The following is a 23023-nucleotide window of genomic DNA, read 5'->3' as shown; positions in this document are numbered from 1 at the left end:
CTGTCATTACGCAAGTGGGCATTCGTCTAGGACTTTGAAACGTAAGGCCCTGCAATTGACGGAGGAGGAGGGATACGGGTATGGTCATGACGTGGATCGCAGGAATCGCCGCGGGAGCATTTGTCATTTTAGCGGCAGGCATTCTCGTGGCATTACGGTCAGCGCTAAGCAGGCTGGGCCAGGTACAAGCGGAGGCAGAAGCGATGCGGCAGGATTTGCATAAGCTGAGCCTAGAGATAAGCGGGCTTATACAACCGGCAGAGGAAACAATCCGAGAAGCCCATCGCCAGCTGCAAGCGGCAAGCAAGCTGTTCGAGGCAGCGGGTCAGGTTGGCGGGGCGATTGCGCATACGACATCGGTAGCCGAGCGCATCACGTCCGTACTATCGGAATCGGCCGAACAGCATGCGAAGCGGTATAGGACGAAGCGGCAGGTCGGCGAAGCGCTTGAATGGGCTGAGCTAGGAATGGCTGCGTGGCAGCTGTGGCAAACTAGCCGAAAGCCAGAAACAACCGCTGAGGATGAACATCATGGCCCCGTATTCGAATCGGAAACCTAGTCAGTTGTAAAAGGCGAATCGCGCGCTAAAATCGAAAGGAGCAAAAAAAATGTCAACACGTAAACAAACAAAAGGATTTTTCCTAGGCGCATTAGCCGGAGGTGTCGTTGGCTCGATTACGGCATTGTTATTGGCTCCAAAGCCAGGTAAGGAGCTGCGTCATGATATTTCGGTCGGCGCTCAGAAAGTAAGCGACACGACGGTAAAGGTGGCAGGCCAAGTGGGAGATACAACGGGCCGCATCGCCAAACAAATCGGTGATCAAGCCATTCAGATTGCCGATAAAACGAAGCAGGCGGCAAGCAATGTCGTGAGCAGTGTCAGGGCGCGCAGCAAAGGCACGGAAGAAACGGAAGCCTCAATAGAAACATTGCCGGCAGCCGGAAGCGACGAGGCCGTAAGCGCGATCGAAGCAGGAGAGACAGAAGCAGCCGTAGCCAAAGAAAATTAATCCATTTTTGGATAAAGGAATGAAATCGCCAAAAAAGTATGACGGGTAGCTAAATGACATGCTAAAAAACAAGGCAATCCGCGCGGAGCCAAAGCTTCAGCGGATTGCCTTGTTTAATATTAAGCTTTTATCCGAGAACATTGCTATGAACCCGATTTGGCGAAGAGCTCAGCAAAGTAGCCATCGGTTCCATTTGATAATCCTTTAAGGCCGGTGCTGCCGCGGTAATCGCTTCACCTGGGCCAACTACCGATATCTCATCGTTTAATTTTCCGATAAACGCACCGTCATGAATGACCGCACCCTCACCGATGATCGCCCGGTGAATGGTAACGTTTCTTCCGATTCTGGCACCTGGCATGATAATGCTCTCGTAAATCTCGCTTTCGGCGCCAATCGTTACGCCTGTGCAAATGACAGAACGCGTGACATCTGCCTCAACCGCGCATGCCGGATGAAGAATGGAATCCGTGACCGTAGCTTTCTGGCTCAAATAAGGTTTTTCCATGGCGTTATGTACACCGGCTTGTACCTTCCAGTCCTGGCTGCCCAGCTTCAGCTCACCGTCCAAAAGGTCCATGTTTGCTTCCCATAAGCTGTCGATCGTACCGACATCGCGCCAGTAGCCCTCATAAGGATAAGCGACCATATTGGCTTTGGAGGAAAGAATGGCAGGAATAACATCTTTGCCAAAATCATGGTTGGAATCGGGGTTTGCGGCATCCAGCAAAAGGTATTTTTTCAGCTCCGCCCAGCGGAACAAATAAATGCCCATTGAAGCTAAATTACTATTTGGCTCAACAGGCTTCTCATGGAACGAGCTGACCCGGAACTGCTCATCCGTTTTGAGGATGCCAAAACGGCTTGCTTCCCGCCAAGGGACTTGTTTGACCGCAATAGTTACGGCTGCGCTGCGGTTTTTATGGAATTCGAGCATCGGCTTATAGTCCATTTCGTAAATATGGTCGCCTGAGAGTATGAGCACATGCTCGGGATTATGCCGGTCAATATAATCCATGTTCTGGTAAATGGCATCTGCGGTACCTGCATATCCGTCCGCGCATTTGCGCGAGGAGGGCAGAATGGAAACACCGTTTGGCGTGTTTTTCGCCTCTTCTTCGCGTTTATCTGTCAATACATATTTATGGACGCTATCGGCACAGTACTGCGTGAGTACGCCAATGGTTTTAATATTTGAATTTGCACAGTTATTCAATGGGAAATCGATCATTCGATAGCGGTCACCGAAGGGGATGATGGGCTTGGCGGCATTACTCGTCAGCGGCGCTAACCGGCGTCCTTCTCCACCTGCTAATAACATGGCAATACATTCCGTAGGACTGTTCAATTCAATTTCCCCCTGTCTGGTAAGTGTGGTTAATTTTGCTGCGTTCTGTTATTGAATCATTAACCTTCAAAAACGAGTTTGAAACCGATAATTTAAAAAAGGTGGAGCGCGCGAGCTAATTTCTTCCCATAGGTTAGAATGGAGAAGATACAAACAGAAAAAAGGCCCATACCCTGTCAATATGACAAGATGTGGGCCTTTATGCATTTAAATGTTGCGGTATAGGATTCTGAAGTCAAGCGGTGCAAGCTCGATTTGAAGCTGTTCATCGATGGTAAGGACCTCATCGTTCGTAAGGGCATCATGCCAATCGTCAGTGTTCATAGGATGTTTGAGCGTAACCGTATCCTCCGTGTTGTTCATCCAAATGGTAAAATGCTGCTTGCCGTTTAACCGTTCGAAGAGCAGCGTACCGCTCTCGTTATCTGCATGCAGGAAGCGGAATCGTCCGTCACGCAGGACGGCATGCTCTTTGCGAAGGGAGATTAGAATCTGATAGAAGTCAAACAGCTCACGGTCCTGCTTACCGGTATCCCACTCCATGCATTTACGGCAGTCCGGATCATTGCCGCCGTCTATGCCAACCTCATCTCCGTAGTAAATGCAGGGAATGCCCATCGAGGTTAGCATGAATACAATGGCAAGCTTCAAACGATCCTTATTGCCGCCGAATCTTGTTCCCGCACGCGGGATGTCATGGCTGGATAGGAGATTAAATAAGGCCTCGTTCGTTTGCTGCGGATAGCGCATAAGCAGCCGGCTGATTTGGTCGGCGAAAGCCGAAGCAGCGCTGTCGGCGGAGTTGAAAAAATCGGTCACCTCATTGGTGAAAGGATAATTCATGGCGGAATCAAATTCATCCCCATGCAGCCAGTTTAGGGAGTTGCCCCATACTTCGCCGATAATAAATGCATCGGGTTTTTCGGTTTTGACAGCGGTCCGGAAATCGCGCCAGAAAGCGTGGTCGATTTCATTGGCGACATCGAGCCTCCAGCCGTCGATATCGGCTTCCTTCATCCAGTACACCGCGATGTCGAGCAAGTACTGCTTCACCTCGGGATGGGCAGTATTCAGCTTAGGCATATTGCCGTAAAAGCCGAAGGTCGCATAATTCGGGATGCCATCCTTCACTTCGACGGGGAAGCTGCTGAGATGGAACCAATCCTTGTACCGGGAGTTTTCTCCGTTTTGAATGACGTCCTGGAAGGGAGGGAATTGCTCGCTCGTATGATTAAAGACAGCGTCCAGCACGACGCGAATGCCAAGCTCATGGCAAGCCTTTACGAGTTTTTTGAGCAGCTGGGCATCACCGAACTGCGGATCGATTTGCTTGTAATCGATCGTGTCGTATTTGTGGTTAGACGGTGCCGTGAAGAGAGGCGTCATATAGATCGCATTGATGCCCAAATCGGTTAAATGCTTTAGATTATCGATGATACCCTGCAGATCGCCGCCGAAATGGTCTTCGCCGCCCGGCGTTTCGCCCCAAGGGCGTATGCCTTCCGGATCGTTGCCCGTGTCTCCATTGGCGAAGCGGTCTGGCATAATCTGATAGAAGATAGCGGACTTTGCCCATTCAGGCGCGTCAAACAAATCAATGGCATGAATAAAAGGGACTTCAAAGTAGCCGCCCGGCGGGGTCGGCTGCTCCTCAAAGATCCCATTTTCGGTCAGCCATAAGGTTTCATCTCCGCTGCTGACGCGAAAACCGTAAGAAAAACGCCGAAACTCCGGCTTAATGACAGCCTCCCAGTAATCATATAAGGAGTCTGCCGCTATTTTTTCCATTTGGATATCGATCGAATGTTTTTCCCAGTCGTATTTGTCTCCGGTGACGGCCACGGCTTCTTCAACGTCGTCTCTTTTGGTGCGGAGCCTGAGATGGAAGGTATCGCAATCATAGGCATAGGCCCATTTTAAATCGGATGAGTGATGCAGGCATTCTTTGAACATTGGCTCCCGCTCCTTTTTCTATTTGGAATTGCCTATTCAAAATAACGGCATTATCCCCGCAGCAAGGACTCCGCGCCGTCGATGTATACGGTTGTGCCTGAAATGTGACTGGAATCCTCGGAGGCAAGGAACAGAGCCAGCTTAGCCACCTGCGCGGCGCTGCCAGGCCCGTCCTCAAGCGGATGATCCCCCTCAGGGAATTCCACGGGGATCGTTACGCGATCCAGCTCAGGCGTTCGTTCGGTGTTTTCCTCGATATTGGTTTCGATCGCTCCGGGGCAGATGACGTTTACGCGGATTTTGTACTGGGCAAGCTCAAGCGCAGCCATTTTGGCAAATGCGACCTGACCAGCTTTCGTACTGCTGTATGCGCTGAAGCCAATATTGGAGAAGACGCGATTCCCGTTGATAGAGCTTGTAATCAAAATGCTGCCGCCTTTGGCCTTCAATAACGGGATCGCATGTTTCACGGTGAGGAAGGTGCCGCTCAAATTGACCTGCAGCGTTGTGTTCCAATCATCGAAATCCATCAATTCAATCGGCGTCAAGACGCCGTTAATGCCGGCATTGGCATATACGATATCGAGTCGGCCGAATCGGTCCCTTATCTGCCGATATGCGTTCGCAAGCTGAATTTCATTGGAAATATCCGTCTCGATAGATAGGCATTCGACGTTATACTTATGTACTTTGCGGCAAACGTCTTCCATGGCCTCTTCCTTCACATCCAGAAGGACCAAATCGGCGCCTTCCTTGGCAAATTTCAGCGCAGTTGCTTTGCCGATTCCGGAGCCTGCACCTGTAATCAGCGCTATTTTACCCTGTAAACGTCCATTCGGATTTTTCTTTTCCGTCATCGAATCGTCCTCCTTATTCATACTTGTCCCTATGCTGAGTTCACTAGTTTCTACTTTTATGTACCCGAAACGGAGCTAACTAAACAGCCTGCGCGCAGCCAAAAGAAAAAGGACCGCGATGCTGCTTTAGGCAGCCATTCGCGGTCCCGTTTAAGAAAAAGAAATTAAATGTGGTTTAATTGCGGCTCCGGGCTCTCGGAAGTTTTATCCGCCTTCTCAGGCTGAATGAGCTTTACGTTTTTAAGCAGAAGCGTAAGCGCCGTTCCGATCAGTATGAATACGAGGCCGACCCAAAACACGGTATGCAGCGAATCGATCAGCGTCGATTTTACGACAGGCACCATTTTGTCGGTCAGCTCCTTCGGAAATTGCGCAAGCACTTTCGGATCAAGCAGCGTCGAATAAATCGCCTGCGGATTCGAAGCAACGGTAGCCGAGGTTTGGTCTGCGAATGTCTTCGCTTCCTCGGGCAGCTCACCGAGCAGCGGAACAAGGCGTTCTTTCAAGTGGCTGCTCGACTGCATATTCATGACAGCGCCGAGCAAGGTCATTCCGAAAGTGCCGCCGATTTGACGGAAGAATGTGCTGGGAGACGGTAATGTTCCGTTCGTTTGAAATAATGCTCAAAATAAAGCATTGGGGAGCGGTCAAGTCATTGTCCAGCTTCTGCGAAATGAGTGTTCCGATCTTGCGGTGGGTTGCCGTCATGGCTCTGTGGAATCGTTCTAAGTGATATACATTTAAGTTGTCAACAGGAAAATGGAGAAGGCAGGAGCCCGTCTTTTGGGAGCTTGTACTGCTCGGTTAATCCGCAATAAGAAGCTGTTTTTTGACATGCCGCGTCGTTGAACCTTGTCCAATTATGCGATAAGATGTAGGTACGTTTTTGTGCCTGTATTCATATGCTATTTTGTCTGGATTTATTATATTTTGTTTAAGAAAGCGGTGTGTTTGTGCAGCAACCGATTGCGATACTAGATTCAGGCGTTGGCGGCCTCACCGTTGCCAAGGAAGTCATGCGCCAACTGCCGCGAGAAAAAATACTGTATTTTGGAGACACGGCCCGGACGCCTTATGGTCCTCGGTCTTCAGAAGAAATTATTCGTTTTACAAGAGAAATTGTCGATTATTTAATACAGTTTAATCCGAAAATGATAGTTATAGCATGCAATACCGCCACCGCCGCAGGACTTGAAGATATCCGTTCCAGAGTCACGGTACCCGTAGTCGGGGTCATTAACCCCGGAGCAAGAGCTGCAATCGGCCTGACGGTTACGGGCTGCGTCGGCGTTATCGGCACGGAAGGCACCATAAAGAGCGGAGCTTATGAGCAGGCTTTGAGAGAGCTCTCGCCTAATGTAAAGGTTATCAGCGAAGCCTGTCCGCGGTTTGTCCCGTTAGTAGAGAAAGGGAATTTCCGCTCCCTCGAAACCTATGAAACGGTGCGAAGCTCGATTGGCCATTTGCGAGGTTTCCCGATGGATACGCTTATACTCGGCTGCACGCATTATCCGTTTTTGGCGGAAACGATTTCCGAGGTCATGGGTCAGCGGGTCAAACTGATCAGCTCGGCAGATGAGACGGCACGCGAAATTAGTGACATTCTGTATAAGAACGGGAAGCTCTCGCGGGTAGAACAATTGCCTGTGCATCAGTTTTTTTGCAGCGGCGATCCGCAAATGTTCAAAATGATTACGCAGCAGTGGCTGGGCAAGCAAATCGAGCTGACGCCGGTTGTATGGCAAATACCGAATATCGTTTAAGTCCTCCGAAAGAATAAATAGAAGCCGAGCCTGCCGGGGCCCGGCTTCTTTTTTGTCGGTTGCCACATAGGACAGGTCGGGAAGCGCATAACATGAAGGGAACAAATCGATCGAGCTGGAGGCGATTGCCATGTACTCCGTACAAAGCTACGGTTATCCCGATTTGCTGGAGGGCGTCAGGCAGCTATCGGGCAGATACCCCTTTCTGTCGGCACATGTCATTGGAGAGAGCGTGATGGGCAAGCCCCTGCTGGCGCTGCGCTGCGGCAGCGGTTCGCGCCTTGTTCACATGAATGGCGCTTTTCACGCGAATGAATGGATTACGTCTGCTTTGTTGATGCGTTTTGTCGCGGACTTATCGGCAGCGTATTGCAACGGCGAGCAGATCGGCGGCCAGCACGCGAACGAGCTTTGCAGGGATGTAACCTTATGGATCGTACCGATGGTTAATCCTGACGGGGTAGATCTTGCGCAGCATGGCCTGCCGGCTTCGCATCCCTATCACCGGCAGCTGACCGAATGGAATGGAGGCTCCGACAAGTTCGGCAGTTGGAAAGCGAATATTCGAGGCGTGGATCTGAATGATCAGTTTCCCGCGTTTTGGCATGAGGAGTGCAAGCGCAGGGGAATGGAAGGGCCCGGACCGCGCGATTATCCCGGACCTTATCCGCTCAGTGAGCCGGAGGCGATGGCCATGGCTCGTTTTACGGAAAGGATGGGCTTCCATACCGTTATGGCGCTTCATACGCAGGGAAGGGAAATCTATTGGAATTACCGTGATTACGAGCCTGCAGAGTCGGAACAGCTTGCCAAAAGGCTGGCGAGGGTAAGCGGGTACGAAGCGGTGAAGCTGACGGGCAGCGACGCGGGGTACAAGGATTGGTACATTCAAAGGTTTCGCAGGCCCGGATTTACCGTGGAGGCGGGGTTCGGCGAAAATCCTTTGCCGATGAGCAATTTTGATAATATTTACATGGAGCTTCAGCCGCTGCTGCTAGAGATGCTTCGTCTTTAGCGGCCTTTGGCCGTTTACCCCGGAGGAGGCAAACGGCGCGCGCATATGCTATAATAATCGGAAAAGCTCAGCAAAGGTGGGATTTCTGATGCGTAAATTGCTGTCGCTGCGCCACTGGCGCCGGACATTTGTCCGTATTTTTCAGCTGCTTCGGTCAAAGAATGTTTCACTGCTGGACAAGCTGATCTTTTCCGTGCCTGTTTTCCTCTATTGGGTACTGCCTGACGTGCTCCCGCTGCCGTTTCTGCCGGTTGACGATATTGCGGTTACGATGCTGCTTGCAGAATGGTTTGCCCGTAGAATGGAGACCAAGTATAATATAAAATAATAAATATTGCCGCAAGGCTAACGATAAGAGGAGCTGGATCATTCATGAACTGCAGAATTTCAAAAAACGCCGCAAAGGTATTGCAAGTCGAGCTGGACAAGCCGGAGAACGAAGGAAAGCTGCTGCGCATTTACGTGACGCATTCGCACGGCGACCATGCGCATTACGGCATGGGGATCGATGAGCCGACGGACAAAGACGTAGTCGTTTCGACGGATAAAGGCATCGACGTTATTTTGGAGAAAGACAATGCTTTCTTAGACGGCGTACGCATCGATTATTTCTACGTGCCTGAAGAAGGTTTTGCCGTAACGAATCCAACCAAGGGCAACCACGGCGATCATTAGGATTCATACGTATCCGGTTGAAATAGGAAGATGAATGATGGCTAACGACATACGCGTTTGTGACAAATGCAAGCACATGAAGATGAAATCGATTGTGCCCAAGCTGCAAAAGCTAGTGCCTGACGCGGAAATCCGCGTGGGCTGCAAATCCTACTGCGGGCCATGCGCCCGCTACGCATTTATTTTTATTAATGGCCGTTACATTAAGGCGGTAACCGAGGATGAGGCCATTGAGAAGGTCATTCCTTACATCAAGAAAAAATGACACGGACAACAAGACCCTGCGAGAGTTTATTTTTCGCGGGGTTTTTGTATAGTTGTAAGCCTATAGGAATAGCAACGGAAGGAGCACGAGGGTGGACATAACGACGCCGCAGCTGTTATATCATGGAACAACGAGCGATACGGTGCAATCATTTGGGAGAAAGCTGCTAAATTCGCCATACTGGCGTCCGGGGAAAGATTTTGGAGAAGGCTTCTATACGACGATTTCGGTCGAGCAGGCGCGGAAGTGGTCGCATAAAGCAGCGAAGGAGTCATGGGACGGAGGAAAACCCTGCGTGCTTGTCGTAGAGCTTACTTCTGTGCCCGATCGGGTAGAGCCGCTGCTTTTCCTTTCCGATTCGCCTGCGTGGGCATCCTTTATTTATGCTCATCGCAAGGCAACCGTGAAGGGAGAAGATCCCTGCGAAACGCATCCAGACATTATAATCGGACCGATGGCGGACAATGACACTGGAAAAATCGTACATAAAGCAGTACAATTAAAGAAAGATGAGCATTGGTTTTATGAACAGATCACGGTATCGCGCAAAGGCAGGAAGCTGGATTCGCTGAGGCTCGGCAATCAAGTCGTATTTTGCTCCGAACGTTGGGAAGCGCATTTAAAGCTTGTCGGCTACCATATTTATACGGGAAGCAGGTGGATGTATCATGAAGGTGAAAGCACAGATCAGGTTAAGCTTGTATGAGCGCGGGATTGTGGAAGCGCTGGCCAGCGGACATGGTTACGCGGCCGCTGATGCGAGAGCATTGGTGGTAGAGTATATCGAGGTCGTACGCAGGCTTGGAGGCTACGACAATTGCGGCGAATACGCGCAGCTGCTCGATCGCGCGCGCCGGATGAATCATCCTCCGTCGCAGTGGCTTGAGCGCATCCAAGGCATAGAGAAAGGCGAGCTGAGGGATCGGGGCATCGAATCGGAAGAACGCCAATATTTGCAAACGAAGTAAGACCCGCGACCCTGCTCGTCGGGTTTTTTGTTTGTTTAGCGGCTGATGCCTATACGAGGCTTAGGGAACATAGGAGGAAGAAAAATGCGGAAGCCGGCCGTTTATTATATTTTCGGAATCGCTGCAGCGTTTGCTTGCTTAGTTGCGTCAGAGCTTATATGGCTGCCGGCGCCGCTTAAGACGGACAGCGGGATGCAGTGGATTGAAATGATTGATAGGTTGTTTTATTTGCTCGCAATCGTGCCGCTTTGCTGGGCAGCGGGCGCTTTGCTGGGGATATGGCAGCAGCGAAAAAGGAAGGGCTTAGCGATCGCTATGCAGATTTTGCGGCTGGCAGCGGCCGGTCTCTGCATCGTTGGAGCGGGATATGTGCTGCTGGAGCCGGAGAAGCTTGTTCAGCTGCTTCTTATTATTGGGGCCGCCGTTCCGTTTGTCTATGCCGATCTGCTTCTGAGCGAAGGAACCGAGCGGAAGTGGTCGGCGGGGTTGATGATCGAACAAAAGGGGAAATTGCCTGTAAGCAAGAAAAGGCTTGTCCCGCATTGGCTGCCAAGGCGCGGGGCCGTTGTTTTATTGGTTACGGCGCTATTGCTCTTCGCTTTGCTTTTTCCTACCGGCTATCAGGTGACGTATCCGGGCATGACGCTTAACATGAACCGTTACGCGCATGTGGAGGGAGGCCAGCAAGGCGGCACAATCAATGGCGTGCTTGTATTTGACAGGCCCGCAGTGCCCGCAGATTGGCTGTATGCAAGCTTGCTCCCCATGTACAGCTTCGAGAAGATTCCGGAGGATGAGCCGCCGCTTACCGAAACGTATGCGCAGGTCGTCCTTATGAAGACGGATGCGAACAGCTTGGCAGCGGCTGTGGCGATGAAGAAGGCCGGAATCGGGAGCGGCATCACAGCAGACGGTGTCAGGGTAGTGGCAGTCGTAAAAGACAGTCCCGCCGAACAGCAGCTGCAGGCAGGAGATATCATCGATAAGCTGGATGGACAAGCTGTCCGTACGGTTAGTGACATGACCGCTTATATGGAGAAGTCGGTTAAGCCCGGAGCAAGCGTTGCTCTTACCCTAAGAAGATCCGGTAAGGTAACACAGGCCAATGTTGCGACGAGAGCTTCGGCCGATTCCCCGGAGCGTCCGGTATTCGGTATTTCCGTGCAAACGGAGCTGCTGCTGGATACGCCAAGAAATATGGATTACAAGCGATTTATGGCGCATATCGGCGGCCCGTCGCACGGTGCTATGCTGACGCTTGCCATTATTGACCAGCTGACGCCCGGCGGTGTGACGTATGGCAATCAGGTTGCAGGGACAGGGACGATTGAGGCGGATGGATCCATTGGACTTATCGGGGGCATCAAGCAAAAGGCCTATGCGATCAGCCGCACGGATGCAGATGTGTTTTTTGTACCGGCAGCATTGGAGGAGGAAGCCCGCAGCGGCGCGCAGGAATTGAACATTGTCCCCGTCAAAACGATTGATGAGGTGCTGGCTTGGCTTGCGCAGCATAAAAAATAGTATTCGTTTGTAAATTGAAAAAGCTCTCTATGCCATAGGCTAGAGAGCTTTTTTTAGTTATTTGAAGCAGGAAGCCAGCTTTGCAGAGGGGCCAGTTAACGGGCCGCGGTTTCTGTGTCATTGCCGCCGCGTGCCTCGGTAGCCGATTGCTCCTTGAAGTCTTCGATAAGGTTATTCATCACGATTTGGTCGGACATGTTCAGCTCGGTCCGTGAACTATCAATAGCACCGATGCAGGCATTCATATCCGTAACCGTATTGCTTGGGATGTTCCAGCAGGCTCCGTTTTCTACGATGCCATCGGTAGAAGGGATGTAATAAACGGTTCCGTCCGTGAAAGCGCCGTTTCGGAGCACAACCTTTTTGCCGGCAAGCGGCTTTTCAGTAAGAAGCGGCGTTCCAATCAAGTGCTGATTGGCCGTTGATATCCCGAGAAGATGCATGACCGTAGGCGTTACATCAAGCTGTCCGCCGACATTAGCGTAGGTTCCTGCATGCTCGCTTCTCGGCAAATGCACGAGCAAAGGAACCTGCCTGAGCATCATTTGGCGCTCAACGTCGTTCAATGGCTTGCCAAGGAATGTTTCGGGCAGGGACCAATCCTTAATCGAGTTGTCGTGATCGCCGTACATGACCAGAATGGTATTATCCCAGAGGCCTTCCGCTTTCATGCGATCAACCAGCTCGCCAAGCGCGGCGTCCACATAATGAATGGACTGGAGGTAATCGCCCATGATCGTGCCGTCCAGCTCGCCTAAGCTAAGGCTTTTCTCCTTGGCCGGCATCGTAAAGGGGTAATGGCTCGACAAGGTGATGAGAAACGAATAGAAAGGCTGTTGTTGTTCGGAAATAACATCCAGCGACTGTCTGAAGAAGGATTTGTCGCCAAGCGCCCAGCCGATTTTTTCATCCAGCGTAAAATGCTTTAGGCTGTAAAACTGGTCATACTTCATATTGTTATACATCGTGTTCCGATTCCAAAAGCCGCCCTCATAGGCGTGGAAGACGGATGTTCCATAATCGTTTGCTTTCAAGGTACTGGACATGCAGTCGAACTCGTTCGGTGCGTATTGGATAAACACGGAACCGTTGGAGACGGGCTGCATGGAACAGTTTGCCGTAAAGTCGGCATCCGAGGTTCTTCCTTGGGCAGTCTGATGGTAGAACTGGCTGAAATAAGCACTATGCCCGATCAGATCATTCAAATGCGGCGTAATCTCTTGACCGCCAATCGTTTGATGGATCATAAAGTTTTGAAAGGCCTCGAGCTGCACCATCAAAACGTTGCTTCCTGCATAGGCGCCATACAGCGGGTCTAACTCAAGAGCGCCGCGCACTTCGCCGCGCGCTTCAATCCAGTTTTTGGCTTCCATGGTTTGCGCGGCTGTAACGGTCTCCGCATCAAGCCAGTTTTGCTTCACGTACCGGTAAATATCATAGCCGTGAAAGCCTAACCCGCCCGTTACGTTGTAAATCGAAAGGTTCCACCAATTGCCTTCAAAAATACCTTGTCCCCAGGTTCGCTTAGCTTCGTTCACATTCGTGAACACCATCGAGGCGCCGATTCCGAAAATAACGGCGCTTAGCACGACGCGGACAGCCGTCTTTTGCCAAACGGCGGGCTTCCGGCGGAATTCGTTCGCGCGTCGAAGCTCGCTTCGTCCATGCCGCAGCAAGTAGATTGCAAACGGAACAATAATCATCCAATCCAGGAACAAAATAAAATCCTTCGCGCGGAGAAGCGTGCCGATGCTTTCACCTAAGGAATCTACTTGGCTAAATTGGAGCAACACCGGGATCGAGATTAAATCTTGAAAGTAGCGGTAGTAAATTATATCGGCATATAAAACTAGCGTTGCAATCACATTCAGAATGATTAGAGAAATGATTCGCCCGCGGACGGGCAGCCAAATCGTCCAAAAGCTGAATAACAGAACGGCTCCAAGTTCAATGATCGCATCCGTACGTGTCATTTTCATATTCGCGACATGAAGGATTTCCGAAAACAAATAGAGCTTGGCCACCATGACGGCAACAAACAGCAGCAAATCAATAACCCTGAATCGTTCAAGCCCTATCAGAAGCATGCCCATGCTGCGGCGTACCGGTTTTTGATCATTCCATAACATTTGTAAAATATCCTCCCTATGCACTTACAAGCGATTTCCGCGAGGAGGAAGTGGCCCGAAAAATTGCAGGTAATTACATTCGATACGGCCGTTGAACAACTTGCGCTTCTTGTCGGCGTTGCGGCCGAAATAATGCTCAATGGAAGTCGAAGGGCTAATCGAGAAATAGGACCATGTTGGATAATGGAGCGCAGTCAAGCCAAACTGACGCATGGCAGCTTCGGCTTGCTCGTCATCCCCCAGACGCTCCCCGTAAGGCGGATTCGTAATAATAACACCGTAATCGCCTTGCAGCTTTACCTTGGCAACAGGCTGGACAGTTAGCTTTATTTCTTTGCCGAAGCCGGCTTTCTTAATGGCTGCCTCTGCGATTTCGATAGCTCCAGGGTCTATATCGGAACCGGCAATTTGCAGCGGAATATCATCCTTCACCAAATCAAACGCTTCATCGCGCGCTTCGTCCCACAGCTCATTCGGGATCAGCGGCCAGCCTTCGCTGTTAAAGCTGCGACGGAGCCCTGGCGCGATATTCCAACCAATCATCGCAGCTTCGATTAGAATCGTGCCGGAGCCGCAAAAAGGATCATAAAGCGGACGTTCTGGACGCCAGCGGCTTAGTTGAACGAGAGCGGCGGCAAGCGTTTCGCGGATTGGCGCTTCGGTAGCCACTTTGCGGTAACCGCGCTTATGCAGGCCGTCGCCTGTCGTGTCCAGCGTTAGCATGGCGCGGTCATTCATGAGCGTGACTTCGATGACGTACCGGCCTCCGTCCTCGGGAAACCACTCGGTGCCGTAACGCTCCGACATTTTATCGACGACTGCTTTCTTGACGATGCTCTGACAGGCTGGAACGCTGGTCAGCTGTGATTTTTGCGAGCGTCCGTTAACGGGGAATTCGCCGTCATTCGGTATCCACGTCGGCCAATCGAGCGCTTTCGTGCCCTCGAACAGCTCATCAAAGGTCGTGGCAGGGAATTCTCCCATCTTTATTAATATTCTGCCTGCGGTGCGCAGCCAAAGATTGGTGCGGCAAATATCGATAGGCCCGCCCGTGAAATTAACGCGGCCGTTTTCCACCTGAAGCTCGGTATAGCCTAAATCCTTCAGCTCGCGTGCGACAACTGCTTCAAGCCCCATCGGCGCGGTTGCGATTAGCTGTAACTTTTCCATTTTACACACTCATTTCATTCATTCTTTGCGTTTATAGGTGCTGCTTCAAAAGCCTAAGCTTGTAACCCCGTAAACAAAAACATACAATCAAGTATAGGACAAACTAGCTTGTTTTTACAAATTGTAAAATTGGAGAGAACAGAATTATGTTACTGAATGAACAGTATGTGGATTCCCTTTATGGAATGGATGCGGATCTTGAGCGTGTAAAAGCGGGCATAGCGGCGAACGGAATGCCGGATATTTCGGTCGCGGACGGTTATGGCAGGCTGCTTACGATGCTTGTATCGCTGAGGAAAGCACAAAGTATCGTAGAGATTGGCGCACTGGGCGGGTACAGCGGAATTTGCCTGGCACGCGGTCTGCAGGAAGGCGGCAAGCTGGTATCGCTTGAGCTGCTGCAAAACTATGCGGACCTGGCGAAGGAGCATATGGAAGCAGCCGGTTTAGGCGATAAAGTAGATTATATGGTTGGCGATGCGAAGCAAAGCTTGGCGGAGCTGGTATCGGCGGGGCGGAAATTTGATTTCTTTTTCATCGATGCGGACAAAGAAGGCTATCCGGTCTATCTCGATTACGCGATTGCGCTGGCAAACCCGGGCGCTGTTATCGTAGGAGACAACATTCTGCTGCGGGGAAGAACGACCAACCCTGCCAAGGAGGGGCCGTCCGTTCAAGCGGTGCGCTCCTTTAATGAAACGATTGCCACGGACGAACGTCTGCAAAGCACGGTGCTGCCGGGCTACGACGGACTAGCAATCGCTATCGTGAAATAAACCTGAATACGATGAGCCCGCTCGGCAATAGCTGAGCGGGCTCATCGTATTTTTGGTGTTTTGATCGTTATTAGGGTGTGCGGGAGGTTGAAAGGAGGGTGTAAGCGCGTATGTGTTATTACAGCGCTAGAGTAGCGCGTGTTGGTGTTCTGTAAGCACGTATGTGCGCTTACTGAGTGATATCGGCGTGTGCGTGGGGGTGAAAGGAGGCTGTAAGCACGTATGCGTTCTTACAGCGCTAAAGTAGTGTGTGCTTTTGGTCTGTAAGCACCTATGTGCGCTTACAGAGTAGAATCGGCGTGTGCGTGGGGTCGAAAGGAGGTTTTAAGCTCATTTTTGTTCTTACGGCGAAAGAGTAACGTGTGTTTCTGTACTGTAAGCACCAATGCGCGCTTACAGTGTGGAATCGTCGTGTGCGTGGGGGCGAAAGGAGTCTGTAAGCACGAATGTGTTCTTACAGCGATAGAGTAACGTGTGTTTCTGTTCTGTAAGCACCAATGTGCGCTTACAGGGTGGAATCGGCGTGTGTGTGGGGGCGAAAGGAGGTTTTAAGCTCATTTTTGTTCTTACGGTGAAAGAGTAACGTGTGTTTCTGTACTGTAAGCACGTATGTGCGCTTACAGAGTGATATCGGCGTGTGCGTGGGGGCGAAAGGAGTCTGTAAGAACGTATGTGCTCTTATAGCGCTAGTGAAACGTGAATTGGTGTGCTGTAAGCACGTATGTGCGCTTACAGAGCGGAATCGGCGTGTGCGTGGGGGCGAAAGGAGTCTGTAAGCACGTATGTGTTCTTACAGCGCTAAAGTAGTGTGTGCTTTTGGACTGTAAGCACCTATGTGCGCTATCAGAGAGGAACCGGCGTGTGTGAAAGGGCGAAAGGATGCTTTAAGCTCATATGTGTTCTTACGGTGATAGAGTAACGTGTGTTTCTGTTCTGTAAGCACCGATGTGCACTTACAGTGTGAAATCGGCGTGTGTGGGGGCGAAAGGAGTCTGTAAGCACGAATGTGTTCTTACAGCGATAGAGTAACGTGTGTTTCTGTTCTGTAAGCACCTATGTGCGCTTACAAGGTGGAATCGTCGTGTGCGTGGGGGCGAAAGGAGTCTTTAAGCACGTATGTGCTCTTACAGCGCTAGAGTAGCGTGTGTAGGTGCTCTGTAAGCACCTATGTGCGCTTACAAAGCGCTATCAACGTTTCAACCTGTGGCAAGATCGGAGGATGGCTGGGCTTTTGATATCGATGCGCTATCTGTCAGCCAATAAGGTGATGCGCTATCACAAGGTCGGTAAAAAATAACGTGCAGGAGACCATCATCTCCTGCACGTTATTCAAGTTACGCTATCAACGTGATCAGCCATTTTTGCCTTGCTGCGGCATCGACCGTTTGCGAAGCAGTGACTGCCATACCCAACCCGCGTTTATCATGAGCATAACCGCAGATAGAAGGAACAAGCCTTGAATGCCGATCCAGCCGGAGAGGGCGCCGCCCGTTATCGGGCCGATCATGTTGCCCAGGCTCATCGTGCTGGTATTGAAGCTGTAGGAACGGCTCTCCATACCATCCGGAGTGTATTTTCGGATAAGGGAGTTTACGGCTGGAATAAGCCCCCCAAGGAAAATCCCTAGTACAAAGCGAGCAATGAGCAGCTGCCATACCGTTCCTGCCAATGCTTGCGGTATAAAGGCCAAAGAGGCTCCGACAAGCGCAACTCCAAGTACGCGCTCCGCGCCGATGCGGTCGCTAAGCTTCCCGAGAAGCGGCGAGGCGACAAGATTGGAAAGCCCCGTTACGGAGCCAACGAAGCCGGCAAAGAAGGCAAGGTTAGCCGTTGTTCCGTGCAGCTCTTGAACATAAAGCGGAATAAGCGTCATCGGGCTCATCATCGCGAATTGGATGAGGAAGGTAACGGCAAATAACGCGGTAAGCTGAGGAATCCCGCTTAGCTTGCGAAAGCCTTCGATGACGGATGCTTGCACGCGCGCAGCTGCTTTCATGCGGTCAAACGGTTCTTTAACGACAAATAACGCAAGCAGGGAAGCGGCGAACAACAAAGCTCCCGTCAAATAAAAGATCGGCCGGAAACCGATGGTATCCGCCAGTAAGCCGCCGATAAAAGGCCCGAGTATCGTTCCGGCAATTCCGCCGGATTGAATCGTTCCCATCGCGAAGCCCATCCGGTTTTTTGGCGTTGTAGCCGAAATCAAAGCAATTGAAGCAGGGTTGAACCCGGAAATCGTTCCGTTAACCATCCGAAGGAGCAGCAAATGCCAAGGATTTGTGGCAAAGCCCATCAGTACCATCACGATCGACATCCCGAAGCCCGAGCGAAGCAGCATCATTTTACGACCGTAACGATCAGCCATTTTGCCCCAGATCGGCTGGAAAATAAATGACGTCACGAAGTTTCCGGCAAAAATAATGCCTGCCCATACGCCGATCTCATGCTTATCAGTCAAACCCAAATCAAATTGCAAATAGAGGGACAAGAACGGAATGATCATCGTCATTCCAGCCATAACGAGAAACTGTCCGAACCACAACACGATCAAATTTTTCTTCCATTGTTCCATATGCAAATTATAACATATCCGATAAGTCGAATGCCTCACGCATAAACTGAAATAACATGAACGCTCGAGTCATGATTATTCTACATATTTCTTTTAAAATTTAATGAAGAAACCTATGAAAAACAGAAAATTTTCAGTTCATTTTCAGCAAAATTGTAGTAGAATAAAAGTGAGTTTCGACATTAAATAGCAAAATATTTTGTATATCGACAGATTGTCGTGGTTCTTACTGCTTATGTTTATGAAAATTAATATTATTAATGGGTAAATGTGATTATATTTAAGTTTTGTAAATAGGATAAAAGTCATTGTTGTTCCCTGCCATAATTGATTTAATAAAGTAAGCTGAGTGGCGTTAATGTTTATTGTTTTACATTATTTTCAAATTTATTGATAGTTGGTGATGGATTATGTCAGGTACCCGCAAGCGAATAGGTGATTTGCTAGTCGAGGCCGGCGTAATTACCGATGAACAGCTCCAGCAAGCGTTAGTTCTACAACGGGAATTGAAGACACGGCTAGGTGATGTGTTAATTTCCAAAGGCTTCATTACACAACAGCAATTTATCGAGGTTCTGGAGTTCCAACTCGGTATTCCCCATGTGCAAATCTACCGTCAAAAGATAGATTCGAAAATTATTCAGCTTATCTCTCAAAAACTAGCTGATCAGCACTGCGTGATGCCGATTCGAATGGAAGGCAATAAGCTTATTTTAGCCATGGCAGACCCGCTTGATTATTTTGCAATCGATGAAATCAGAATCGCTACAGGTCTTAGAGTCGAACCGGTCATTGCCTCAAAGGACGAGCTTTTGCGGGCAATCAGCCGATATTACGGATTGCAGGACACGATTAAGCAGATCAGCCAGAACCTGCAATTGAAAGATATTGAAGAGGATCACACTATCCAGGATGAGGATTCGCCCGTAGTGAAGACCGTGAACCAGATCATTGTCCAAGCCGTTCAACTCGGGGCTAGCGATATACATATGGACCCGCAGGACGACAGCTTTAGAATACGTTACCGGGTGGACGGGGTTATGCGGACTGAACGGACATTGCCACCTAACATGCATGGCATTATCGTAGCCCGCATCAAAATCATGGCGAATCTGAACGTTGCCGAGCGCCGACTGCCGCAGGATGGACGGGTAGAGCTCGATATCGATTACCGCAAGGTTGATGTTCGGGTATCGACGCTCCCGACTATTCATGGCGAGAAGGTTGTTATTCGGGTATTGGATCTTGGCAACTCGCTGGCAGACATATCAAAGCTGGCGTTATCCGGCCATAATGAAGCCTTATTTCGCAAAAGCATTGAAATGGCGTATGGCGTTGTCCTTATTACTGGTCCAACTGGAAGCGGGAAATCAACGACATTATATTCTGCGCTTGCCCACTTAAACAAAGACGACGTCAATATTATTACCGTCGAGGATCCCGTCGAGTATCAGCTCGAGGGCGTTAACCAGGTACAGGTGAATCCGCAATCGGGACTTACGTTCGCTAGAGGTTTAAGAGCTATTTTGCGGCAAGATCCGAATATCGTCATGCTTGGTGAAATTCGTGATTCGGAGACAGCGGAAATTTCAGTCAGGGCAGCGATGACCGGACATCTCGTATTGAGCACGCTGCATACGAATAACGCGGTCAATTCGATAACAAGGCTGATTGATATGGGCGTGGAGCCTTTCCTAATCTCGTCTGCCGTCAATTGTATCGTAGCCCAGCGCCTGGTCAGACGTATTTGCAAGCACTGCAAAGAGAAGTACACGCCGATCGATAAAGAATTGGAGCTGATTGCGGCGCAGGGAATCCGCGCGGAGCATCTGTATAAGGGCACTGGCTGCGGCGAATGCGGCCGAACCGGTTATAAGGGAAGATTGGCAATTCATGAAGTGCTGCTCATTGATAATGGCATGCGGGCGTTGATTATTTCCAAGCGCTCCGATAACGAGTATTACGAACATGCGTTAAAGCAGGGGATGGTCCCGATTTTAGTGGACGGATTAACGAAAGCGGTCGAAGGCCAAACAACGGTCACCGAGGTTTTCCGTGTTCTCGGACAAGGTGAATAAAAAGAAATCGTAGGGCGAGGAGGATGCTGTTCATGCAGGCGGAGGAACTGCTTTACCTAGCTCATTCAAAACAAGCGTCTGATATCCATATTACGGTAAACTCGCCGATTGTTTTTCGGATCCACGGCGAGCTCGTACCATTGGACGGCACGCTTCTGAAGCCAAAGGATACGCTCGAGCTTGCCAAGCAGTTTATGACGGAAGAGCATTACGCAGCGCTGCAGGAAAACGGTGACGTCGACTTTTCGTACGGCGTTGCGGGACTGGCAAGATTTCGCATAAATGCTTATAAGCAGCGCGGAAGCATTGGTCTGGCGATACGGATTGTACCCGGACGTATTCCTTCGATGGAGGAGCTTCGGCTCCCTCGCATAGCGATGGATTTTGCCAAGAAACCGCAAGGGTTACTGCTTGTGACCGGCCCGACAGGAAGCGGGAAGTCAACGACATTGGCATCGATAATCAATCACTTGAACCAAACGGAGAACGCCCATATCATAACGCTGGAGGATCCGATTGAGTTTATTTACGACCACAAAAAATCGATGGTCAACCAAAGAGAAATTGGGCTGGATACGCCGTCCTTCTCCCACGGCTTGCGGGCAGCGCTGAGGCAGGATCCGGATATCGTGCTTGTCGGAGAAATGCGGGATTTGGAGACCATCAGCACGGCGATAAGCGCGGCAGAGACCGGACATCTCGTATTTGCCACCTTACATACAGCAGATGCGCCGCAGACGATTGACCGTATTATCGATGTGTTTCCGCCAGCGATGCAATCACAAATCCGGATTCAACTGGCAGCCGTATTACTTGGAGTGATCTCGCAGCGTCTGCTCCCAATGCCAAGCGGCAAAGGACGGACAGCAGCCTTCGAGGTGCTGGTTAACACGCCGGCCGTAGCCAACCTGATTCGATCGGAGAAGATTTACCAAATCCGTTCCGTCATGCAAACCGGCAAGGCACAGGGTATGCAAACGATGGAATTCGCGCTGCGTGAGCTGGTTCAGCAGGGGCTTGTCAAAATGGATGATGCACGCGAGGCGTTATTCGGATTTGGCGAGCTGTAGGATTTACAATCGAGTTTTAATGGAGTGGGTAAAATGCCGAAATACCGATACAAAGCCGTCACTTCCAGCGGCAAAAAATCAGTTGGCATTCAAGAGGCCCATTCGATGCAGCGCGCACGCGAGGCGCTCGTCGAAAAGGGTTTATGGGTGACAGATATTTTGGATACAAACGAAACGACGCTGTACAAGGACATTTCGTTTGGCGGCCCCCGTGTCAAAATGGATCATTTTACGGTGTTTTGCAGACAACTGGCAACCATGTACCGCGCGGGTGTTAGTTTAGTAGAGTCCATACAGATTCTTAGCGAGCAGACGCCAAGTAAAACATTGTCCAAATTGCTTGTTACGATTGCCGAGGAAATGCGCGGAGGCAAACAGTTCTCCGAATCTGTTGCGGCATATCCATCCGTGTTCACGACCGTATTTGTCAGCATGGTGCAAGCCGGAGAAGTTGCAGGAAACCTGGATGTCATGCTTGATAGGCTTGCCATTTTCTTCGAGAAGGAGCGCAATACGAGGGAAAAGGTTAAATCAGCGATGGTTTATCCGGTAGTCATGCTTGTAATGATGATTCTTGTGGTCATCTTCATGATGCTCTTTGTCATTCCGCAATACGTCACCAGCTTTGCCGGGATGGGGATCGAGCTGCCTCTGCCTACTCGGATCGTTATGGCCGTCAGCGAGTTTATGCAAAGGTTCTGGTATCTCGTCATCGGTGCGATGTTTGTTCCGAGTCTGGTATGGAAGTTGATACGCCGTACAGCGGCTGGACGACAAAAGCTTGATTACTTGCTGCTCAAAGTGCCTGTATTCGGAACCTTATGGCATAAGCAGGCAATCGCCCGTTTCTCGCGCACCTTTAGCTCGCTTATCGCGGCAGCCATTCCGATTATGCAGGGCTTGTCCATCGTATCGAATGTTGTTGGCAATGAAGCGATCAGCAAAGTTATCTCGGATATCCGGGAGAAGGTGCTTAGCGGCGAATCGATGTCGGAGCCTCTTAAGCAGTCGAGTCTGTTTCCGCCGATGGTCGTGCAAATGATCGCAATCGGCGAGCGTTCCGGGGCTACTGAGGATATGCTTGATAAAGTAGCCGATTTCTATGAAGCGGACGTTGATCAGATGGCTGACCGTCTAAAGGCGCTGCTGGAGCCGCTAATGATCGTGTTGTTAACAGGCGTAGTCGGCGTAATCGTAATGGCGGTTATGATGCCTACCTTTAAAATGATGCAGAGTTATTTGTAGTTCGGCATCTTCAAAATAGGTTCACATAATCTGAGCATTGATGTACCCCATGCTCAGAGCTGATTCGAAAAAAAGAATGGGTTAACTTTTTCGTTTGCTATAGTGCCCAAATGGGTAAATAGCTCTATGGACAGCAACAGCAACCATTAAAGAGGATTGCAGCAGTCTTTTTCTTTTCATGGTCCTTATCCTTGGTTTCACTAGTTATATATAATTTCTCAAAATTGAGAGGAGAATGTTTTATGTTGATGGCATTGAAACGGAATCAAAAGGGTCTTACGCTAATCGAGCTGCTTGCAGTTCTAGTTATCGTGGGGATTATTGCAGCGATCGCTATTCCGGCTATTGGTGGAACTATTGAAAAATCGAAAACAAAAGCAGATACTGCTAGTGAAAAAATGATTGAGGAAGCTGCATTGCGTTATTTTATAGATCAGGACCCTGAACTGGCTTCAGGAACTGAAGTCACTCAAGCTACTCTAGTTACAGGTGGTTATCTTAACAAGGCAATCACATTTAATGATAAAGCAGCAAGAACTATTACTGGAACAAAAACTACTGGCGGATGGTCAATTGAAGTGGAAAAAGTGGCATCTCCATAAAT

22 protein-coding genes are annotated in these 23023 nt (G+C 50.0%); 15 read left to right on the top strand and 7 right to left on the bottom strand.

Annotation, left to right across the window (positions count from 1 at the left end; translation table 11 throughout):
- Positions 1–80: 80 nt before the first annotated feature.
- Together MRBLPE1_RS22175 and MRBLPE1_RS22170 are read left to right on the top strand one after the other, a co-directional pair.
- Complete coding sequence (locus MRBLPE1_RS22175) at positions 81–560, top strand: DUF948 domain-containing protein (RefSeq protein WP_364149432.1); 480 nt, start codon at positions 81–83, stop codon at positions 558–560.
- 49 nt (positions 561–609) lie between these two features.
- On the top strand, positions 610–1011 hold the full coding sequence (locus tag MRBLPE1_RS22170) for a YtxH domain-containing protein (protein ID WP_364149430.1): 402 nt from the start codon (positions 610–612) through the stop codon (positions 1009–1011).
- Between the two features lie 127 nt (positions 1012–1138).
- Here the strand turns inward: MRBLPE1_RS22170 and MRBLPE1_RS22165 are convergent, their stop codons facing one another.
- The 4 genes from MRBLPE1_RS22165 to MRBLPE1_RS22150 form a co-directional block, all read right to left on the bottom strand.
- Complete coding sequence (locus tag MRBLPE1_RS22165) at positions 1139–2359, bottom strand: sugar phosphate nucleotidyltransferase (RefSeq protein WP_364149428.1); 1221 nt, start codon at positions 2357–2359, stop codon at positions 1139–1141.
- A 207-nt stretch (positions 2360–2566) separates the two neighbouring features.
- Positions 2567–4312: an alpha-glycosidase gene (locus MRBLPE1_RS22160; RefSeq protein ID WP_364149427.1), complete on the bottom strand. Its 1746-nt coding sequence runs from the start codon at positions 4310–4312 to the stop codon at positions 2567–2569.
- 50 nt (positions 4313–4362) lie between these two features.
- A complete protein-coding gene (locus tag MRBLPE1_RS22155; protein WP_364149426.1) occupies positions 4363–5169 on the bottom strand; it encodes an SDR family oxidoreductase in 807 nt (268 codons plus the stop codon).
- Positions 5170–5333: 164 nt separating this feature from the next.
- A complete protein-coding gene (locus MRBLPE1_RS22150) occupies positions 5334–5720 on the bottom strand; it encodes a hypothetical protein (RefSeq protein ID WP_364149425.1) in 387 nt (128 codons plus the stop codon).
- Between the two features lie 402 nt (positions 5721–6122).
- Here MRBLPE1_RS22150 and racE point away from each other — a divergent pair, with 402 nt between their 5' ends.
- The 8 genes from racE (at position 6123) to MRBLPE1_RS22110 (ending at position 11379) form a co-directional block, all read left to right on the top strand.
- Positions 6123–6932, top strand: a complete 810-nt coding sequence (racE, locus tag MRBLPE1_RS22145) for a glutamate racemase (protein ID WP_364149424.1) — start codon at positions 6123–6125, stop codon at positions 6930–6932.
- 130 nt (positions 6933–7062) lie between these two features.
- A complete protein-coding gene (locus tag MRBLPE1_RS22140) occupies positions 7063–7947 on the top strand; it encodes a M14 family metallopeptidase (RefSeq protein ID WP_364149423.1) in 885 nt (294 codons plus the stop codon).
- Between the two features lie 88 nt (positions 7948–8035).
- On the top strand, positions 8036–8275 hold the full coding sequence (locus MRBLPE1_RS22135) for a hypothetical protein (RefSeq protein ID WP_364149421.1): 240 nt from the start codon (positions 8036–8038) through the stop codon (positions 8273–8275).
- A 44-nt stretch (positions 8276–8319) separates the two neighbouring features.
- Positions 8320–8622 (top strand): iron-sulfur cluster assembly accessory protein, encoded by a 303-nt coding sequence (locus MRBLPE1_RS22130; RefSeq protein WP_308997436.1) that lies wholly within the window; start codon positions 8320–8322, stop codon positions 8620–8622.
- A 37-nt stretch (positions 8623–8659) separates the two neighbouring features.
- Positions 8660–8887 (top strand): DUF1450 domain-containing protein, encoded by a 228-nt coding sequence (locus tag MRBLPE1_RS22125; protein WP_364149419.1) that lies wholly within the window; start codon positions 8660–8662, stop codon positions 8885–8887.
- A gap of 91 nt (positions 8888–8978) precedes the next feature.
- Positions 8979–9593, top strand: coding sequence for a DUF3990 domain-containing protein (locus tag MRBLPE1_RS22120; RefSeq protein WP_364149417.1), 615 nt, complete (start codon positions 8979–8981; stop codon positions 9591–9593).
- Positions 9556–9855 (top strand): hypothetical protein, encoded by a 300-nt coding sequence (locus MRBLPE1_RS22115; protein WP_364149415.1) that lies wholly within the window; start codon positions 9556–9558, stop codon positions 9853–9855. Before MRBLPE1_RS22120 ends, MRBLPE1_RS22115 begins: the two co-directional genes overlap by 38 nt.
- Before the next feature lie 84 nt (positions 9856–9939).
- Positions 9940–11379: a PDZ domain-containing protein gene (locus tag MRBLPE1_RS22110; RefSeq protein ID WP_364149414.1), complete on the top strand. Its 1440-nt coding sequence runs from the start codon at positions 9940–9942 to the stop codon at positions 11377–11379.
- 95 nt (positions 11380–11474) lie between these two features.
- Here the strand turns inward: MRBLPE1_RS22110 and MRBLPE1_RS22105 are convergent, their stop codons facing one another.
- Together MRBLPE1_RS22105 and MRBLPE1_RS22100 are read right to left on the bottom strand one after the other, a co-directional pair.
- Entirely contained in the window at positions 11475–13508 is a 2034-nt protein-coding gene (locus MRBLPE1_RS22105) for an LTA synthase family protein (protein ID WP_364149412.1), read from the bottom strand.
- A gap of 24 nt (positions 13509–13532) precedes the next feature.
- Positions 13533–14678, bottom strand: coding sequence for a THUMP domain-containing class I SAM-dependent RNA methyltransferase (locus MRBLPE1_RS22100; RefSeq protein ID WP_364149411.1), 1146 nt, complete (start codon positions 14676–14678; stop codon positions 13533–13535).
- Between the two features lie 146 nt (positions 14679–14824).
- Here MRBLPE1_RS22100 and MRBLPE1_RS22095 point away from each other — a divergent pair, with 146 nt between their 5' ends.
- The gene (locus tag MRBLPE1_RS22095; RefSeq protein WP_364149409.1) at positions 14825–15454 is read left to right on the top strand and encodes an O-methyltransferase; all 630 of its coding nucleotides are present in this window, start codon (positions 14825–14827) and stop codon (positions 15452–15454) included.
- A gap of 1351 nt (positions 15455–16805) precedes the next feature.
- Here the strand turns inward: MRBLPE1_RS22095 and MRBLPE1_RS22090 are convergent.
- Positions 16806–18026, bottom strand: a complete 1221-nt coding sequence (locus MRBLPE1_RS22090; RefSeq protein WP_364149781.1) for an MFS transporter — start codon at positions 18024–18026, stop codon at positions 16806–16808.
- A gap of 410 nt (positions 18027–18436) precedes the next feature.
- On the opposite strand from MRBLPE1_RS22090, the gene MRBLPE1_RS22085 reads away from it, so the two are divergent.
- The 4 genes from MRBLPE1_RS22085 to MRBLPE1_RS22070 all read left to right on the top strand — a co-directional run bounded on the left by MRBLPE1_RS22085 (position 18437) and on the right by MRBLPE1_RS22070 (position 23021).
- Positions 18437–20104 (top strand): GspE/PulE family protein, encoded by a 1668-nt coding sequence (locus tag MRBLPE1_RS22085; RefSeq protein ID WP_364149407.1) that lies wholly within the window; start codon positions 18437–18439, stop codon positions 20102–20104.
- Between the two features lie 23 nt (positions 20105–20127).
- Positions 20128–21174: a type IV pilus twitching motility protein PilT gene (locus tag MRBLPE1_RS22080; RefSeq protein ID WP_414698906.1), complete on the top strand. Its 1047-nt coding sequence runs from the start codon at positions 20128–20130 to the stop codon at positions 21172–21174.
- Positions 21175–21207: 33 nt separating this feature from the next.
- A complete protein-coding gene (locus MRBLPE1_RS22075) occupies positions 21208–22419 on the top strand; it encodes a type II secretion system F family protein (protein WP_364149404.1) in 1212 nt (403 codons plus the stop codon).
- 242 nt (positions 22420–22661) lie between these two features.
- Positions 22662–23021 (top strand): prepilin-type N-terminal cleavage/methylation domain-containing protein, encoded by a 360-nt coding sequence (locus MRBLPE1_RS22070; protein WP_364149402.1) that lies wholly within the window; start codon positions 22662–22664, stop codon positions 23019–23021.
- The last annotated feature ends 2 nt before the right edge of the window (positions 23022–23023 follow it).

The organism is Paenibacillus sp. LPE1-1-1.1, assembly GCF_040676435.1.
Lineage (GTDB): Bacteria > Bacillota > Bacilli > Paenibacillales > Paenibacillaceae > Pristimantibacillus.
The sequence above is the reverse complement of the archived record's forward strand: the minus strand, read 5'-3'. Positions and strand labels throughout refer to the sequence as shown.

Excerpts from the sequence above, each read along its gene's own strand:
- MRBLPE1_RS22085 (WP_364149407.1), top strand. The coding sequence starts at position 18,437 with ATGTCAGGTACCCGCAAGCGAATAGGTGATTTGCTAGTCGAGGCCGGC.
- MRBLPE1_RS22070 (WP_364149402.1), top strand. The coding sequence starts at position 22,662 with ATGTTGATGGCATTGAAACGGAATCAAAAGGGTCTTACGCTAATCGAG.
- MRBLPE1_RS22160 (WP_364149427.1), bottom strand. The coding sequence starts at position 4,312 with ATGTTCAAAGAATGCCTGCATCACTCATCCGATTTAAAATGGGCCTAT.
- MRBLPE1_RS22105 (WP_364149412.1), bottom strand. The coding sequence starts at position 13,508 with ATGTTATGGAATGATCAAAAACCGGTACGCCGCAGCATGGGCATGCTT.
- MRBLPE1_RS22075 (WP_364149404.1), top strand. The coding sequence starts at position 21,208 with ATGCCGAAATACCGATACAAAGCCGTCACTTCCAGCGGCAAAAAATCA.
- MRBLPE1_RS22135 (WP_364149421.1), top strand. The coding sequence starts at position 8,036 with ATGCGTAAATTGCTGTCGCTGCGCCACTGGCGCCGGACATTTGTCCGT.
- MRBLPE1_RS22110 (WP_364149414.1), top strand. The coding sequence starts at position 9,940 with ATGCGGAAGCCGGCCGTTTATTATATTTTCGGAATCGCTGCAGCGTTT.
- MRBLPE1_RS22100 (WP_364149411.1), bottom strand. The coding sequence starts at position 14,678 with ATGGAAAAGTTACAGCTAATCGCAACCGCGCCGATGGGGCTTGAAGCA.
- MRBLPE1_RS22140 (WP_364149423.1), top strand. The coding sequence starts at position 7,063 with ATGTACTCCGTACAAAGCTACGGTTATCCCGATTTGCTGGAGGGCGTC.
- MRBLPE1_RS22155 (WP_364149426.1), bottom strand. The coding sequence starts at position 5,169 with ATGACGGAAAAGAAAAATCCGAATGGACGTTTACAGGGTAAAATAGCG.
- MRBLPE1_RS22125 (WP_364149419.1), top strand. The coding sequence starts at position 8,660 with ATGGCTAACGACATACGCGTTTGTGACAAATGCAAGCACATGAAGATG.
- MRBLPE1_RS22175 (WP_364149432.1), top strand. The coding sequence starts at position 81 with ATGGTCATGACGTGGATCGCAGGAATCGCCGCGGGAGCATTTGTCATT.
- MRBLPE1_RS22080 (WP_414698906.1), top strand. The coding sequence starts at position 20,128 with ATGCTGTTCATGCAGGCGGAGGAACTGCTTTACCTAGCTCATTCAAAA.
- MRBLPE1_RS22130 (WP_308997436.1), top strand. The coding sequence starts at position 8,320 with ATGAACTGCAGAATTTCAAAAAACGCCGCAAAGGTATTGCAAGTCGAG.
- MRBLPE1_RS22170 (WP_364149430.1), top strand. The coding sequence starts at position 610 with ATGTCAACACGTAAACAAACAAAAGGATTTTTCCTAGGCGCATTAGCC.
- MRBLPE1_RS22115 (WP_364149415.1), top strand. The coding sequence starts at position 9,556 with ATGAAGGTGAAAGCACAGATCAGGTTAAGCTTGTATGAGCGCGGGATT.
- MRBLPE1_RS22090 (WP_364149781.1), bottom strand. The coding sequence starts at position 18,026 with ATGGAACAATGGAAGAAAAATTTGATCGTGTTGTGGTTCGGACAGTTT.
- MRBLPE1_RS22150 (WP_364149425.1), bottom strand. The coding sequence starts at position 5,720 with ATGACCTTGCTCGGCGCTGTCATGAATATGCAGTCGAGCAGCCACTTG.
- MRBLPE1_RS22095 (WP_364149409.1), top strand. The coding sequence starts at position 14,825 with ATGTTACTGAATGAACAGTATGTGGATTCCCTTTATGGAATGGATGCG.